This window comes from Paraclostridium sp., from assembly GCF_051657365.1.
Classification (GTDB): Bacteria; Bacillota; Clostridia; order Peptostreptococcales; family Peptostreptococcaceae; genus Paraclostridium.
On the sequence record NZ_JBOFKN010000183.1, the window covers coordinates 39,716 to 56,910 of the forward strand.

The following is a 17,195-nucleotide window of genomic DNA, read 5'->3' on the forward strand; positions in this document are numbered from 1 at the left end:
AAAATTTCAGATACGTACACAATGAGATTTATTGTTTATATTAGAAAAAATAAACTTTTATAACTAAAGATAGACATATATTTATAGCTTAAAATATTAACATTTTTATAAGAAATGTATATAATTAAAATTGAATATGTAGGTTGAATATATACAATTAAGGGGAGAGTTGAAAAAATGAATAAGTTTAATTGTTTAATTTGCGGCGAAGAAATAATATACCTTAAAGAGAGTGAAGAAATGGAATGTTATTTTTGTAAAACTAAACATCAATCAGGGACTATGTGTAAAAATAATCACTATGTATGTGATACTTGTCATAGTATTGATGCTTATACAATAATAACTGATTATTGTATAAAAAGTAATAGTATAAATCCATTAGAGATAGCTATGGATTTAATGAAACATCCATCTGTAAAAATGCATGGACCCGAACATCATTATTTAGTACCAGCTGTTTTAATAACAGCGTATTTAAATAAACGTGGCAATCAAGAAAATTTAAAAGGATTTTTGAAAGAAAGTCAAAAAAGAGCTGAAAATGTATTAGGTGGATTTTGCGGATTTTATGGAGCATGTGGGGCAGGTATAGGTTGTGGAATATATATAAGTATAATACAACAGGCGAGCCCGCTATCGAAAGAAAGTTGGGGATTATGTAATTTAATGACTTCTAAAGCACTAGAAAATATTAGTAGCTATGGAGGCCCTAGATGTTGTAAAAGAGATTCTTTTATAGCCATAGAAAGTGCTATAGACTTTACTAAAGAACATTTAAACATTGATCTTGATAAAATTAATAACTTAAAATGTGAATTTAATAATTTAAATGAACAATGTTTAAATAACAAATGCAAGTTTTATAAGAAACATGTATTTGTTATTTAAAAAATATAGTAAGAACTACATTATATATATATACATATTATAGTTTATAACCGCTATATACCACTAAAGCAGTTTGAATTTCAATAGAGGGGATGAAGACATGAATAAAAATAACAACTCACAACAAAATGAAATAAAACTTAGTAAAGCTGAACTAGAAGCAATAAAATTAGTGGATATAGAAAAAATAAAAATAAAAACTTGTGCTAAAAAAATGAAATTAACTTTAGCTGAATTTAATGAAACACTAGAGAGTGCAAGAACTAAAATAGCTAAAAATATAGATGATGGTAAGACTATAAAAATAATTTTAGAAGAAGTAGAAATAGATAAAACACTGTACTTTACTTTTAGATGTGCAATTTGTGGAACTATTTATAAAGTAACAGGATATGAGGAGCGAATAATTTGTCCTCTTTGTGAAAGTAACAAAGTTATGAGCTTAGAAGAATCAGGATTTGATGAAAAGAGTTACTGGTGTTAACCAGTAACTCTTTTTAAATTCTAAATACAAAAAAATAAAACATAAAGGTTCTAGAAAGGTTATACATTTAAAATAGGGTATATAGATTATAAGTAATAAAAAATGGTTTAATTTTATGCTACAATTAAATAAACAGGAAAAAGATGGGAGGAATATTATGATTTCAAGAGAAATAGCTTCACAAGTATTATCAAAATGCTTAATTACAGGTGGAGACTTTGCAGAAATATTCGAAGAAGATACGATAAGTAACTCTATAGGGTTAATAGATAGTAAAGTTGAAAATGCACTAGGTGGAAGAAGTTATGGGATAGGTATAAGAATATTTAAAGGCTTTAAAAGTATTTATGCTTATACTAATGATAACTCTTTATCATCTCTTTTAGATACAGCATATAAAGCAGCATTAGCACTAGGTCAGTTAAAAGAAGAAAAATCTATAGTTTTAAACAATACTGTTAATTATAAAAACATGCACAACATAGAACTTTATCCAAATGCTGTAGACTATGAAAAGAAAATAAAAGTAATGAAAGAAGCTTATAAAAGTGCAAAAGATTATAGTAAAGACATATCTCAAGTAAATATATCTTATGTTGATAAAACTCAAAAAATATTAGTTACTAATAGTGATGGATTATATATAGAAGATGAAAGAGTAAGAACAAGATTAGGAATAAGTGCAGTAGCTTCTAAGGGAAATGAAAATCAGACAGGATTTGAAGGACCAGGAAGAGCTAAGGGATTTGAAACTTTTGAAGAAATAGATCCAGCTTACTATGGAAAAGAAGCATCAAGAACAGCACATACAATGCTATATGCAAGAAATTGTCCAGCTGGAAAAATGACAGTTGCAATAGATAATGGATTTGGAGGAGTAATCTTCCACGAAGCGTGTGGTCACTCACTAGAAGCTACATCAGTAGCTAAAGGAAACTCAGTATTTTCTGGGAAATTAGAAGAACAAATAGCTTCAACAAAGGTTACAGCAATAGATGATGGAACCTTAGCTAATCATTGGGGATCTAGTAATATAGATGATGAAGGAAACTTTACAAAGAGAAATATTTTAATAGAAAATGGAATATTAAAATCATATATGATAGATAAGTTAAATGGTAGAAGAATGAACATGGAGCCAACGGGAAGTTCTCGTAGACAAAGTTATAAATATGCTCCAACATCAAGAATGACAAATACATACATTCAAGCAGGTGATGATAAATCAGAAGACATCATAAAGTCAATTGATAACGGTCTTTATGCTAAGAAAATGGGTGGAGGATCTGTAAATCCAGTTACAGGAGAATTTAACTTTGCAGTAGCAGAAGGTTATATTGTGAAAAATGGTGAAATACAAGAACCAGTAAGAGGAGCTAGTTTAATAGGTAAGGGAAGTGATGTACTTATGAATATAGATATGGTTGGTGACAACTTAGCTCAAGCTCAAGGTATGTGTGGATCAGCATCAGGAACTATCCCAACAAATGTAGGGCAACCTATGATAAGGGTTAAAGAAATCACTGTAGGTGGAAGATCGGAGGAATAATTATGGAGTTTAAAGAATTTAAAAATGTATTATTTGAAAAAGCTTTAAATGAAGGATTTGAAAACTGTGAGATTTATTACACAGATGGTGAAGATATAAGTATAACAGTTTATGAAGGTGAAGTTGAAAAGTACAATATAGATAAATCTTTTGGGTTATCATTTAGAGGTATGATAGATGGCAAGATGGGATATTCATTTACTGAAATTCTTGATAATGAAGCTATAGATATGCTTATAAAAAATGCAAAAGAAGGCGCTAAATGTGTAGAGAGTAATGACTTACAGTTTATATATGAAGGTGATGGAAATTATAAACAAGTAAAAACTTACTCAGAAAAATTAGAAAATATAGATGCTAAAGAACTAATAGATATAGCACTAGATTTAGAAAAACAAGCTAAAGCATATAGTGATAAAGTTGTTAATTTAAGTGGATGTAAAATATCTTATAGCTCTTCTAAAAATGGGATATACAATACTAAAGGACTAGATTTAAGCAATAAAGGAAACTTATTATTAGCTTATGTTATACCTATAGTTGAAGATAACGATGAAAAACAAGATGGAATTGGATATATGATAGCAGATTCACTAGAAGAATTAAACACTAAAGAAATAGCTGCGCAAGGTGTAGATGATGCTTTATCTAAATTAGGAGGAAGTTCGGTTTCTTCAGGAAGCTATAAAACTATAATTAATAACGAAGCTATGGCTTCATTACTTGAAACTTTTGCAGATGTATTTAGTGGAGAAGCTGCACAAAGGGGTCTATCTTTATTAAAAGGGAAAGAAGGTGAACTTATAGCTTCAGATGTAGTTTCTATAATAGATGATCCTTTATTAGATAAAGGTTTAGCATCAGCACCATTTGATGATGAAGGTGTTGCGACTTTGAAAAAAGAAATAGTTTGTAGAGGGACTTTAAATACATTACTACATAACTTAAAAACAGCTCATAAGGCTAATGTAAAAACTACAGGAAATGGATTTAAAGCTTCTTATTCTTCACCAGTAAGTGTAGAGCCTACAAACTTTTATATAGACAAAGGAGAAGCTAGATTAAAAGATCTTATGGAAGAAATAAATGAAGGTCTTATAGTAACAGATTTTGCAGGACTTCACTCTGGGGCAAACTCTATAACAGGAGATTTTTCATTAGCAGCTAAAGGATTTTATATAAAAGATGGAGAAAAAGCATACCCAGTTGAGCAAATAACTATAGCCGGTAATTTTTTTGATGTATTAAAAAATATAACTAAAATAGGAAATGATTTGAAGTTTCCAATAAGTAGCGTAGGAGCACCATCAGTTATTGTAGAAGGCTTATCAGTAGCAGGAAAATAACAAGTTTTTTCATATATCAAAAAAAATTTATATAAATGAAAAAATAGCATGATTTTAGATGAAAACTAAATTCATGCTATTTTTTATTTAACTGCTTATGAAATTTCATATTTAGATGAGAATAATAAAGCTATATGAAAGTAATAATAAATGTATATGTAAATAAAATTTAACTTAAGGAGTTAAGAATGAAAAATTAATAATATTCATGCTTATATTGAGTATTTATTTTATAGGTAGTAACGTTATTCTATTAGATGATGTATATGCACAAAAAACTTAATCCAACAAGTAAATTTGGAAGATAAGTATATAACTAAATTATCTAAAATAGGGGATCAGTTATACATATTAAGTTATAATTATTTTAAAGTTATACTTGATAAAAATGATAAAAAAAGTTTATTAAAAGATATATCATTTACAAAAAGCCAAATGAAAAGTCTTAGAATTGAATTATCAGATTATCATAAAACAGAAAGTGGAAATGTAGAAAAAAATCCTATATCTTTAGCTCTATTGAATGCATTAAATTATTATAGTATGTCTTTATCTTATTTAGAGTGTTTTTTAAATTTAGAATGTGAGTCTGATATAAATAAATGCTTAGAAAATTATTATTTTATTAAAAATTTAGGAGATCAAACATTATTATGGATCAAACCTCAAATAAAATAGCATAAGAATATAGTAAGCTCTTAATCTTACTATATTCTTATGCTATTTTATTTTGAAAAGCTTAATATTTTATTGTAAATAAATGTATTTAGGGTTTAATAGTATGAATACATTTATGATAGAAAGGAGTTGTTAATATGAAAGATTTAAAAACTATACAACACAGTTGCTATGCATGTGGATATGAACGAATAATTGTAGCGCAAGCGGAAACAGGAGGAGGAAGTCCTTATGGAATTAATATTAATGCCATAAGGGTCACATATTTAAATGAGAATATAGTAGAAGTGATTTATGATTGTAAGTACTGTAATAATAGTAATAAAGTTGAAATACATTTATAGAAATAATTACATATCAAAAATGTAATGAATGTTTAATGTTGATGTAAGGATCTTTTAATGATTTGGATATATAATAAGATTATCAAATAAAACAAATCAAGGGGGATTTATAAATGACAATAATATTAGGTAGTTTTGTGATATCACCATTTATATTAGCAGTAGCAGCTGGGCTAGTAGGTAACCAATTAGAAAGTATAAATGAATTATAGATATAAAGTACTCATTAAGGTGGGTACTTTTTTACGAGTTGTTAAGATGGATATGAATTTATTTGATTTAATATGTAAAATATAATTTAATTTATATATATAATTTATAAAAAAAGTAACATTTATTTATATTGAAGTAAATGATTATTTATTGTACAATAAAATTTATCAGCTTGATTGTGGATAAATCACAAAAATTAGGCGATATTTAAAAGCTATATTATAAAATGATTGAAAATACTAGATAGTATAAAACTATTTAGGACTTGTTCGAGAACCTCCAAGTATAAAAAACTAAGGTATTTATATAGTGGCAGTATATAAGATATACCCTTAGCTATGACTTTTATAAAAAGTTGTAAGGTTCTCCTTTTAATAACTTTTAAGGAGGAGATTTATTATGAAAAAAAGAAAAGTAATAATCGATTGTGACCCAGGAATAGACGACTCATTAGCACTATTACTAGCAATAAACTCACCAGAGCTAGAAATACTGGGCATAACAACTTGTAGTGGAAACGTACCTGCTAAACTAGGAGCTGAAAATGCTCTATATACAATTCATAGATTTTCTAAAAAACACATAGAAGTATATGTGGGAGAAGAAAATCCTCTAAAAAGAGAACTTGTAACAGCTCAAGACACTCATGGAGAAGATGGCGTAGGAGAAAACTTCTACGAAAAAGTACCAAACAAAAATATTAAATATGGTGGAGTAGACTTCATTATAGAAACTCTAAAAAACAACAAAGACGTATCTATAATAGCACTAGGACCACTAACTAATATTTCTAAAGCTCTAATGAAAGACAAAGAAGCTTTTAACAACCTAGATGAATTTATATCTATGGGTGGTGCTTTTAGAATACATGGGAACTGTTCTCCAGTTTCTGAATTTAATTATTGGGTAGACCCTCATGCAGCGGACTATGTTTACAAGAACTTACCTAAAAAAATTCATATGGTAGGCTTAGATGTAACCAGAAAAATAGTACTAACACCAAACTTAATAGAATTTATAAACAGACTAGATGAAGACTTAGCAAAATACATAACAGAAATTACTAGATTCTACATTGATTTTCACTGGAATCAAGAAGGCATTATAGGTTGTGTAATAAACGATCCACTAGCAGTGGCATACTTTATTGATAGAAGTCTATGCAGTGGCTTTGAAAGCTATGTAGAAGTAGTAGAAGATGGAGTAGCTATGGGGCAATCTATAGTAGACTCTTTTAATTTCTATAAAAATAAGCCTAATAGTATAGTATTAACAGAAACTAAAGAAAAAGAGTTTATGTATATGTTCTTAAAAAGATTATTCCACGAACATGTTGAAAAAATTAACATAACAGGAGGTATAATCTAGTATGTATAAGAAGATATCAACTAAAGAATTAACATTAATAGCCCTAGGAATAGCTCTAAATGTAGTTGGTGCATTTATAGCACTAAACTTAAGACTTCCTATATACTTAGATTCAATAGGAACTATATTTATTGCATGTATATTAGGGCCTAAGTATGCAATAATTACAGGACTTTGTGGAAGTATGGTAAGTGGAATGACCTTCGATGTATATTCATTCTTTTTTATGCCAGTTCAAATATCTACAGGATTAATAGCTGGATTAATGTATAAAAAAGGATTTTTAAATGGATCAAAAACGCCAATAGGAGTATTTGCATTTTCTATTCCAACATCTATAATAAGTGCCATAATAGCAGCTTTTGTATTTGGAGGAATAACATCATCAGGGTCTTCTTATATAGTACAAATGTTATCATCATTTGGAATTAACAAAGTAGTAAGTGTATTTTTAACTCAAGCACTAACAGATTATACAGATAAATTTATATCCGTACTTCTTGTAAACAGTGCTGTAGTAGCAATACCTTCTACTTTTATATATAAATTAAAGATGAGCAAAAATTAAAATAGATGGAGAAAATAATGGATAGATATAGTGAAGTTACAAATAAAAATCAAAGAGAAATAGTGCTATTAAAAGGCTTTTCTTGTGTATGGGGGAAATGTTCATTTTGTGATTATACCTTAGACAATGATAATAATGAAGAAGAAATGAATAAATTAAACTATAGTGTTTTAGAAAATGTAACTGGAAAATATAAAGTTTTAGAAGTTATAAATTCAGGTAGCTGTTTTGAACTTCCTAAAAAAACACTAGAAAAGATAAAAGAAACAATACAAAAAAATAATATAGAAAAACTATTTTTAGAAAGCCATTGGTGTTATAGAAATAGACTAAATGAAATGAGAGAGTTCTTTGAAATTGAAATAATTTTCAAAATAGGTGTAGAAAGTTTTGATTATGATTTTAGAAATAACTTTTTAAATAAAAATGCTAAATTTAAAACGGTTGAAGAACTTAAATGTTACTTTGATTCTCCTTGTATGATGGTAGGAATAAAAGGTCAAAGCAAAGAAATAATTGATAAAGATATACAAATAGTTTTAAATAACTTTGAACATGCAACTATAAATGTATTTATAAATAACACTTCAAACATTAAAAGAGACGAAGAACTAGTTAGTTGGTTTAAAGAAAAATATTCATTTTTAGATAGAAATAAAAAAATTGAAGTTTTATATAATAATACAGACTTTGGTGTTGGAGAGTAAATAGTGAAAAATTTGGATCAAATATTACAGAAATATGAAAAAATTAAAAAAAAACATTTAACTCAGCTCATATATAGTATAATATAATAAAAAGATATAGAACTGAGGTGCTAATATATGAACAACAGTGCGAAAAAGACATCTATAATATCTATAATGTTAATACTTACAGTCGGTATAATTTCAGGTTGTGCATCAAATGGAAATAGTAATAATGAAAAAATAGAAGAAAATACAACTGCTAATACTTTGAATGTTGATATAAATGACAAAAATGCAAAAGCTTTAGAAATCAGCAAACCAGAAGTCATAAATGAAACTAAAGATTCACATAATTTAATTGATACAAAAACAAAAGTTAAAAATATAAGCAATTTTGACATAAGAAATATACAATTAACATTCAGAGAATATGATAGAGATAATAATGCATTAGCTAAGACAGATGCTCTATCTAAGATAACGCTAAAACCTGGTGAAAGTGTATATATACAATCTGCGCACAAAAAATATGCAAAAAGTGCAGATGTAATAGCATACACATATGGCACTGGAGATAAGTGGGTTAATGTAGATACTTTAAATCATAAAGTTAATATAACAGATATTAAAGAAAAAATAGTGAAAAATAAAAAGTATGATATATTAGCAATATCAGAGCCGAAATTAGTTAATCAAGTTGATGGTGGATATAACTCTCAAATAACTATAAAAAACTTATCGGATAAGGATATAGGCAGTGTAGTTATAGAACTTGCAGAACTTAATGGAAATAATGAATATACTAATGTGTCATATGTAGATTCTTATGAAGTTATTAAAAAATATCAAGAAATAAAGTTAAACTCTGTTCACCCTAATGATGCGAAAAAACTAGAGGTAATAGGATACATTTATGATGATATAAAAGACAATACAACTGTAGAAGTAAATTTAAAATTGGATGAAGTAATTTTAATGAAGTAAATAAAGACCTAAAATCTTATTAAGATTTTAGGTCTTTATTTTTTAAAAAAGGTGAATAATTAAAAAAAAGTGAATACAATAAAGTAAAGACCCTCAAAATGAATAAGTAAAGCGTTTATCAGTAATAATAATAATGTTTAAGGAGATGATACTGATGACAGAAAAAAAGGAAGAACAAAATTTAGGTGAATTAGATTTTTTAAAGCTTAATGAAACTTTAGCAAATCCAGAATTTGCAAATTGGTATTACAATCAAATATTAAATGGAACAGATGCGGATTTGGAAATACTTGGTTTTGTAGACATTGTAAAAAATTTTTCGGAAGGAAAATATAATAATTAAAATCTTCTAAGAAGAAGGTGCTTAAAATGTTTAGAAAAAAAGAAAAAAACAATAGGATAAACTCATATAGAGAACTTATAAATGATAATTTTGAACAACAAGATATATTAAGTTCTTATATGAGTTTGATAAATCAAATGAAATCATGTTCTTATAATGGAATGTGCAATGATATTGATTTATATCATAGATATTGCGATGTCAAATTTGAAGACAAAGATGAATAATAAATAAAAACCTCACTTATAAGTGAGGTTTTTATTTATTATAATTTCTTTTTACTAATTCATAAATAGAAATTGTTAATATAGAGGCAAATAATGAATCTATCATATCTATCATAGTATCAGTAAGGCCTCCTACTTGCATATTAGTACCAAGTATACTATCTATTGAAAATTCAGCAATCTCCCATAAACCACCTATAGCCAAACTAAAGCAAAATACAAACATTAAAATTAATCTTCTATTTAACGTTATATTTGATATATTTGAATTTAAGATAATAAACAAATCATATGCAAATAATGTAGATAAAACTCCAGATAAAGAATGCATTATATCATCATAATGATTAATTAGGCCATAAAAATCAAGGCTAGAACCTAAGTAAGATGCAAATAGTGTATATATAACTACAGCAAATATTAATATAGGTGAAAATACATTTATAAGATACTTAGAAATTAATCTTATAAATAAAGTGATGAGCAAAGAACAAAAGCAAGGAGCTATTTGATAAACTTCTCCGAAAAAAATAAAATATATAAAAGATATAGAATAAAATACAATTAATAAATTCATTGCTAAGTTCAAATATTTTGGAACTTTTTTTTCACAAAATAACAATTTAAGACCTCCTTTTTATATAACAATACTATTAAATAATATACTAAACTAAAATTGAAATTATGTATAGCATAAAACTTCCTATTATAGCAATATTTGATTGTGTTTTTTTTAGAGAATATCAAATACTAATATCAATAACTAAAAATGAATGAGAGGAGTTTTAAATATGCTAGCAAAGAAAATGTATAAATCAGCAAAACATAAAAAAGATCAAATAAACAAAAGTAAAAAAAGACATAAAGCTATCAAGGTTACAACTCTTACAGCTATAGGTATAGGAGCTACAGTGGGAGCAACTATGGTATATAGAAAATCTAAAGCTAAAAAAAATGAAGAATATGATAATTATATGTACAATATGGAAAATTATAATGAAGAATATAACGATGAATATAATAATGAGTATGGGGATAACAAGACTATACAAGAGGATGATGAATTAAAAGAAAAGGTAAGTGAATTTAATAGCACTAGATTAAGCTATGATAATGAAGCACATTCATCTGTTGAGGAAATGAGTAAGTTTATGAATCAATTAGATGCAGATAATATAGATTAATACTAAAAACTCCCTATTATAAGGGAGTTTTTCTAATAATTTATTCCGGCAGCTTTTATATTTTCTTTATTCATAGAACTACAAGGAGTAACTCCATAGGTCATATTACAATGAGGGCACTTATCTACATGTGTATTCATTGTAAAAGTTTTTCCACATTCAACACAAATTATTTCATGAGGCGTTCTCAATGGGAAATTTCCTTTATCCTTACTTCTTACTAAATCAACAACTTGTCTTCCATCGTTTTTATTTGTATTTCCACATCCACAAGACATATCAAATCCTCCTAAATTTTTTAATTATGAATTTATTATATATTAAGATTTAAAATAAGTCTGTAACCTATGTTACATAATATATATTCTATTTAAACATATTTATAAAAAGTATTATTAAAGGAAGTGTAAATATATCAAGTAAAAAAGCACCTACTAAAGGAACTATTAATAAGGCTTTTTCTGAAGCACCATATTTATGAGTAATAGAATTCATATTAGCTAATGCATTTGGAGTATTTCCAAGACCATGACCTATAAGACCAGCTACCATAACTGCAGCATCGAAATTTTTACCCAAAACTTTAAAACATACAACGATAGAATAAATTAAAACAAATATAACTTGAGCCAATATTATTATAAGCATAGGACCTGCAATATGTACTAAATCTAATAAGTTAATTCCCATAAGGGCGAGCATTAAAAACATTGAAAGGGATATTTCACTTAAGAAATCAAGAAGCTTAAACTCAAATATTAAAATATTAAAATGATCATTTAAATTTCTAAATAAGCAAGCTATTAACATACAACCAACAACACTTGGAATCACTATACTAGTTTTTATATATATAATGGTTGTAATCAATTCTCCTAAATTTATACATAAAAATATCACTAATATCTGTTGTAAAAAAATTACAATATTATAATTTTGAGATTTAGAAAATCTAGTTAAGTAGGTTTTATTAATTAAATTCGATTTAAAATTAGAAGGAATAAAATTTTTGAAAGATGGTTTTAATTGATATTTTAAAATTAAATACCTAGATACCGGAGCTCCTAATATACCACCTAAAACTATACCTAAAGTAGCTGCAGATAGGCCTATTGTTATAGCATTATTTATTCCCATATTTTCAATAGTGCTTCCAAAGGCAGCAGCATTACCATGACCACCTTCCATAGATATAGTTCCACACATAAGTCCTATTAGCGGATGTACATTTGTAACTTTTGCCATTATTATAGATATTATATTTTGACAAAGAGCTAGACCACCACAAAGAATCCAATATTTAAATAGTAAAGAGCCACCTTTTTTCACAAGTTTGAAACTAGCATTAAGTCCTAAAATTGTAAAAAACATATTCATAAAAAATGGGGTAATATTGTTTAATACATTTATGCTAATAGTATTTGAGAGTCTAAAAAACAATGTTAGAAAAGTAAAAAGTAATCCACCTATTACTGGAGCGGGTATACAAAATTTATTGAAAATTTGTATTTTGATTTTTAGAAAATAACCAATAAGAAAAAATATTATACAAAGAGAAATAGTCGATAGAAAATTTAAATTTAACGTTAACAATATATCACCTCCTTGAAAATTATATGACTTTAACTTATATTTAATGAAAAACTAGCACTAAAATAGATTTGCATAAATAAAAATAAATACTTTAAGAAATACTATTTATATACTAATGTTTTGGAGGAAGTTATAAATATGAAGTATAATAATAAAAAATTTAAAGTAGATTACTTTTCAAAATATTATTTTTATGATGTAGAAGAATTTAAAAATGAAAAAGACTCAGAATACATAATAAATAAAATTAATGAATGTAATAGGCTAGATTATAAGGGATATACATACAAATACAGTAAATTTAATAATATAGTAAAAGGAGAAACCAAAAAAAATATAGATTTAGAAATTGATGAAATAAGTGATAATATTTTAATAGATGGAAAAGTAAATAGATTAGACCTGATTTATAAATATGAAAAAAGACAATTAGAAGATCATGTTAGAATTGCGACTAAGGTATCTAATAAAAATGAAGAAGTTTCTTGTTTAATATATATAAATAATGAGTATTCTAAAGAATTTTTAGAATCATTAGATAAAATCAAGAGAAATCAGGAGAAACTCACTGAAAATAGGCAACAATAATCGACAATAAATAAATATCGTAAAATTTAAAATAAAATATTGTTTTATTATGGTAAAATAGGGTAAAATATAAAATATAACAATACATTACGGGGTGATAAATATGAAAAAATTAAATGATGTTTTAAAATCATTCAAAGAAGAATTAAAAGGACTTATGGATACTATGCTAGTTAGTGAAAGAATGAACTCTCAAAGATGTTTAGCAAAAGATATAGACACTACAAAAACTATAATAGACCAAAAAGAAGATTTAAACGAAGTTAAAAAAGAGTTAAGTCAAAGTGAAATGAATAAACTACATAAAGAGTTAAGTAAATTAGTAGAAGATTTAAAAGGTATAGGCGAAGAGTTATTAATAAGTGAAAGATTAAATACACAAAGATGTATAGCTAAAGATATAGATACTACTAAAACTATAATAGATCAAAAAGAAAATGAAGATGTAGGAATTGATGAAATTGAAAAATTAGCTAATGAGGCTAAAGGACTAGTAAGTACTATGGTATCTGAAGAAAAATTAAATACAGATGTTGATTTAACTAAAGATATAGATACTACAAAGACTATATTAGATGAAGAGAAAAATTTAGAAAATACAGAAGAGTTTAATAAATTAGTAGATGAATTAAAAACTTTAATGTCTACTATGTTAGTCGGAGAAAGATTAAATACACAAAGATGTATAGCTAAAGATGTAGATACTACTAAAACTATAATAGATCAAAAAAACAAAAAATAAAATAGCCTAGCTATTTTATTTTTTTATTTTAAATACAAACAAGGAACAAAAGCATTAATTTAAACATAAAATAATCATTATGAATAAATTATAAAAAATTGATTAATATTAAAATAATCGGACAAATATTAAAGTATATGTAATAGATTGCACTAAATGAAAAAGAAAATCATTTACAAATGAAAAAGACGGTGATATAATCTAAAATGTAGATTTTAAGGGAGGAATGCTTATGAGTATATTAATAAATAGTGCTGAAGAAACATTTCTACACGTAGGTTCTTTAGTTAGTATATCAATATTATTATTTGGATACATAAACTATAAAACGAGCGGCAGTTTTGTAGAAATAATAAGTAGAAATAAAAAATTACAACCAATAGTAGGAGCTTTATTGGGTGCGCTTCCAGGATGTGGTGGAAGCATTGTATTAATGCCTTTGTTTATAAGTAATAAAGTTACATTTGGAAGTATAATAGCTAGTTTAATAGCTAGTATGGGTGATAGTGCTTTTTTAATTATGGCAAGCGACTTTAAAGCATACATAAGTGTAACAATTATAAGTTTTATAGTAGGAATTTTAACAGGATATTTAGTAGATTATTTTAAATTAGAAGAAAAACTTAATTTACATAGATGTAAAAATATTGAAAAAAATAGTAAGAAAGAGTTTGGGTTAAGATCAGAAAGTTCTGTAGCTTGTGATATAAAAAGTCATAATAAATTTTATCATATAGCTCATAATATAGTTCATGGAGTAGGGTATAAGATTTATTTATCTTTATTACTAATTGGATTTGTATTTATGATTTTAGCTCATTCAGGATTAGAGTTTGGATTTATAGAAGCTATGCACTCATTTGAAACGGCTATCGCTGTATTAGGTATAATAAGTTCATTTATTTATATGATAATGACTAAAAAAGTTATAGAGAATGAAAGTTTTGAAGAAAATGAACATAAATTAATGTCTTTAAAAGAAACTCTTATACATTCAGTAAGTGAAATATCTTTTGTAATTGTATGGATTTTTATAGCTTATTTACTTTATGATCTTGTAATATTTATTACAGGAGGAGAACAGGCTTTAGTTAACTTAATATTAGGTGCGGGACTTATTAGTGTATTTGCAGGTGCTATATTAGGAATAGTACCAGGGTGTGGTGTTCAAATTGTATTTATGTCATTTTATTTAAAAGGGAGTTTGCCATTTGCAGCTTTAGTAGCAAATAGTATATCTCAAGATGGAGATGCGTTATTTCCATTACTGGCAATGGATAAAAAGTCAGCAATGTGGGCAACTATAATAACTACTATTCCAGCTATATTAGTTGGAGTAATAATATATTTTTTATAATTTGAACATATATTGTTAATTTGTTAATACATATACATATTCTATAATATAAAATATATTAAGGGGGTTGTATATGAAAAATAATTCGCTTATTGTCGGTATGGCAATAGGATTATTAGCTGGTATATTATTTACCAAAATTAATTTTGCGACAATTGTTACATTAGGACTTGGGATATATATTGGATGTTATATATCTAATCATAGAAAATAAGGTCTGCCTCAATATTTATGAGGCAGACCTTATTTTCTATATGAAAATTTAAAAATGGATATAATAAAATATAGCACAAATACCATATAAATATAAGTAGGAGATGATATATTTATGTATTTTAAAAATTATATAGGAAAATATTTTAAATTATTTATAATAGGTGTAATCCTAGTAACTTGCGAAGCTATATGTGATTTATTACAGCCATTAATATTAGCTCAAATTATAGATGTAGGAATAAAAAATAAAGATATAAACTATTTAATACAAAAAGGGATGTTAATGATAGGCATAACTTGTATAGGAGCAATATTTGCTATATCAAGAAGTATCATATCTACTAATGTATCTCAAAGATTTGCAAGAGATTTAAGAGGTGATTTATTTAAATTTATAAATTATTATTCTATTGAAAGTATAGATAAGATAAGTAAGGCATCACTAATAACAAGAATAACAAATGATGTCAGTCAAATACAGCAATTTGTAAATGGACTTATGAGAATAATAATAAAAGCCCCCATACTTTGTATAGGTAGTTTGATATTGGCTATGAAGATGAATTTCAAGTTATCAATAGTATTATTAATAGCGATAATTATAATATTTATAGTTATATTTATAAATTTAAAAATAGGAACTCCTTTTTTCAAAAGAGTTCAGTTATCACTAGATGATTTAAACTCCAACTTAAGTCAATATATAGGTAATATAAGAATTGTTAAGTTGTTTAATCGATTTGATTATGAGGAGAATAAATTTGAAAAAGTTAATGAAGTATTAGCTACTTCAACTAATAAAGCTATGAAAGTAAGTGCTTTATTTAGACCTACAATAACTTTAATAACTAACTTAACTATAGCTATCGTAATTTATATGGGATCGATGTTGTTTTTAAAAGGTGAAATAGAAGTAGGGGTAGTAGTAGCTTATATAAACTATATTGGAAGAATACTTACATCATTACTAATGATATCTCATATTTTTAATGTTTTTATAAGAGCTAGAGCTTCTAGTGATAGAATAAAAGAAGTTTTTAAATTAAAAGATGATATAGATTCAAATTGTAGTCAAATCATAAATTTAGAAGGTAATATAGAATTTGAAGCTGTTAATTTTGCGTATAATGACAATGAATACGCATTAAAGGATATAAGTTTTAATATAAAAAAAGGTGAACATATAGGAATAATAGGCTCAACAGGAAGTGGAAAAACCACTTTAATAAATCTTATTTCTAAATTTTATAAAATCAATTGTGGAAAAATTAAAATAGACAATATAGATCTACAAAAGTTAAAAGGTGAGAACGTAAGAGCTTATATAGGATTAGTTCCTCAAAAAAGCATTTTATTTAATGAAAGTGTAGCTATGAATATAAAAGTTGGAAATAAAAATGCTACATTAGAGGAAGTTAAAAGCGTGTGTAAAATATGCGAATGTGATGAATTTATTAATACTCTTGAAAAAGGATATAATCAAGTATTAGGAGAATGTGGATCTAGTTTATCAGGAGGGCAAAAACAAAGAATATGTATAGCTAGGGCTTTAATAAAAAAGCCGAAAATTTTGATGTTAGATGATTCTTTTAGTGCAATGGATATAAATACGGAAAATAAAATTAAAATAAATATAAAAGAAAGTTTAAAAGACACTACATATATAGTTATATCTCAAAAGATAAGTTCAATTGTAGATATGGACAGAATAATGGTAATTGACAATGGAGCTATAGTAGGTTTTGATAAGCATGAAAATTTAATAAAAAACTCAGAAATATATAAAGAAATATATAAATCACAAATGTCAATTTAACTACAAAAAGAAGGT

Annotated in this window: 21 protein-coding genes and 1 riboswitch; of the genes, 18 read left to right on the forward strand and 3 right to left on the reverse strand. The window is 26.1% G+C overall.

Annotation, left to right across the window (positions count from 1 at the left end):
• The first annotated feature begins 177 nt into the window (after positions 1-177).
• The 12 genes from ACRCYC_RS14555 (at position 178) to ACRCYC_RS14610 (ending at position 9,684) form a co-directional block, all read left to right on the forward strand.
• Positions 178-891 (forward strand): DUF5714 domain-containing protein, encoded by a 714-nt coding sequence (locus ACRCYC_RS14555; protein ID WP_438619858.1) that lies wholly within the window; start codon positions 178-180, stop codon positions 889-891.
• Positions 892-991: 100 nt separating this feature from the next.
• Positions 992-1,375: a DUF134 domain-containing protein gene (locus tag ACRCYC_RS14560; protein WP_438619859.1), complete on the forward strand. Its 384-nt coding sequence runs from the start codon at positions 992-994 to the stop codon at positions 1,373-1,375.
• Between the two features lie 157 nt (positions 1,376-1,532).
• Entirely contained in the window at positions 1,533-2,924 is a 1,392-nt protein-coding gene (locus ACRCYC_RS14565; RefSeq protein WP_438619860.1) for a TldD/PmbA family protein, read from the forward strand.
• Positions 2,925-2,926: 2 nt separating this feature from the next.
• On the forward strand, positions 2,927-4,270 hold the full coding sequence (locus ACRCYC_RS14570) for a TldD/PmbA family protein (RefSeq protein ID WP_438619861.1): 1,344 nt from the start codon (positions 2,927-2,929) through the stop codon (positions 4,268-4,270).
• 297 nt (positions 4,271-4,567) lie between these two features.
• Positions 4,568-4,948 carry a hypothetical protein gene (locus ACRCYC_RS14575; protein WP_438619862.1) on the forward strand — a complete coding sequence of 127 codons (381 nt, stop codon included), beginning with the start codon at positions 4,568-4,570 and terminating at the stop codon, positions 4,946-4,948.
• Between the two features lie 137 nt (positions 4,949-5,085).
• A complete protein-coding gene (locus ACRCYC_RS14580) occupies positions 5,086-5,292 on the forward strand; it encodes a hypothetical protein (RefSeq protein WP_438619863.1) in 207 nt (68 codons plus the stop codon).
• A gap of 471 nt (positions 5,293-5,763) precedes the next feature.
• A riboswitch (PreQ1 riboswitch) is annotated at positions 5,764-5,808 on the forward strand.
• 96 nt (positions 5,809-5,904) lie between these two features.
• Entirely contained in the window at positions 5,905-6,873 is a 969-nt protein-coding gene (locus tag ACRCYC_RS14585; protein ID WP_438619864.1) for a nucleoside hydrolase, read from the forward strand.
• Position 6,874: 1 nt separating this feature from the next.
• On the forward strand, positions 6,875-7,441 hold the full coding sequence (locus tag ACRCYC_RS14590; protein ID WP_438619865.1) for an ECF transporter S component: 567 nt from the start codon (positions 6,875-6,877) through the stop codon (positions 7,439-7,441).
• Between the two features lie 17 nt (positions 7,442-7,458).
• Positions 7,459-8,148, forward strand: coding sequence for a radical SAM protein (locus ACRCYC_RS14595; RefSeq protein WP_438619866.1), 690 nt, complete (start codon positions 7,459-7,461; stop codon positions 8,146-8,148).
• A 117-nt stretch (positions 8,149-8,265) separates the two neighbouring features.
• Positions 8,266-9,114 (forward strand): hypothetical protein, encoded by an 849-nt coding sequence (locus ACRCYC_RS14600; protein ID WP_438619867.1) that lies wholly within the window; start codon positions 8,266-8,268, stop codon positions 9,112-9,114.
• A 154-nt stretch (positions 9,115-9,268) separates the two neighbouring features.
• On the forward strand, positions 9,269-9,457 hold the full coding sequence (locus ACRCYC_RS14605) for a hypothetical protein (protein WP_438619868.1): 189 nt from the start codon (positions 9,269-9,271) through the stop codon (positions 9,455-9,457).
• Positions 9,458-9,483: 26 nt separating this feature from the next.
• Positions 9,484-9,684: a hypothetical protein gene (locus ACRCYC_RS14610; protein ID WP_438619869.1), complete on the forward strand. Its 201-nt coding sequence runs from the start codon at positions 9,484-9,486 to the stop codon at positions 9,682-9,684.
• Between the two features lie 31 nt (positions 9,685-9,715).
• On the opposite strand, the gene ACRCYC_RS14615 is transcribed toward ACRCYC_RS14610, so the two are convergent.
• Positions 9,716-10,306 (reverse strand): hypothetical protein, encoded by a 591-nt coding sequence (locus ACRCYC_RS14615; RefSeq protein WP_438619870.1) that lies wholly within the window; start codon positions 10,304-10,306, stop codon positions 9,716-9,718.
• Positions 10,307-10,475: 169 nt separating this feature from the next.
• Here ACRCYC_RS14615 and ACRCYC_RS14620 point away from each other — a divergent pair, with 169 nt between their 5' ends.
• Positions 10,476-10,868, forward strand: coding sequence for a hypothetical protein (locus tag ACRCYC_RS14620; protein WP_438619871.1), 393 nt, complete (start codon positions 10,476-10,478; stop codon positions 10,866-10,868).
• Positions 10,869-10,900: 32 nt separating this feature from the next.
• Here ACRCYC_RS14620 and ACRCYC_RS14625 read toward each other — a convergent pair whose 3' ends face one another.
• A complete protein-coding gene (locus ACRCYC_RS14625; RefSeq protein WP_438619872.1) occupies positions 10,901-11,146 on the reverse strand; it encodes a hypothetical protein in 246 nt (81 codons plus the stop codon).
• 88 nt (positions 11,147-11,234) lie between these two features.
• Positions 11,235-12,461, reverse strand: a complete 1,227-nt coding sequence (locus ACRCYC_RS14630; protein WP_438619873.1) for a sodium/glutamate symporter — start codon at positions 12,459-12,461, stop codon at positions 11,235-11,237.
• Positions 12,462-12,599: 138 nt separating this feature from the next.
• On the opposite strand from ACRCYC_RS14630, the gene ACRCYC_RS14635 reads away from it, so the two are divergent.
• The 5 genes from ACRCYC_RS14635 (at position 12,600) to ACRCYC_RS14655 (ending at position 17,180) form a co-directional block, all read left to right on the forward strand.
• Entirely contained in the window at positions 12,600-13,049 is a 450-nt protein-coding gene (locus ACRCYC_RS14635) for a hypothetical protein (RefSeq protein ID WP_438619874.1), read from the forward strand.
• A gap of 103 nt (positions 13,050-13,152) precedes the next feature.
• On the forward strand, positions 13,153-13,791 hold the full coding sequence (locus tag ACRCYC_RS14640) for a hypothetical protein (protein WP_438619875.1): 639 nt from the start codon (positions 13,153-13,155) through the stop codon (positions 13,789-13,791).
• A gap of 232 nt (positions 13,792-14,023) precedes the next feature.
• Positions 14,024-15,148, forward strand: coding sequence for a putative manganese transporter (locus ACRCYC_RS14645; protein WP_438619876.1), 1,125 nt, complete (start codon positions 14,024-14,026; stop codon positions 15,146-15,148).
• Between the two features lie 73 nt (positions 15,149-15,221).
• Entirely contained in the window at positions 15,222-15,362 is a 141-nt protein-coding gene (locus ACRCYC_RS14650) for a hypothetical protein (protein WP_438619877.1), read from the forward strand.
• A 114-nt stretch (positions 15,363-15,476) separates the two neighbouring features.
• Positions 15,477-17,180 carry an ABC transporter ATP-binding protein gene (locus ACRCYC_RS14655; protein WP_438619878.1) on the forward strand — a complete coding sequence of 568 codons (1,704 nt, stop codon included), beginning with the start codon at positions 15,477-15,479 and terminating at the stop codon, positions 17,178-17,180.
• Positions 17,181-17,195 lie beyond the last annotated feature (15 nt).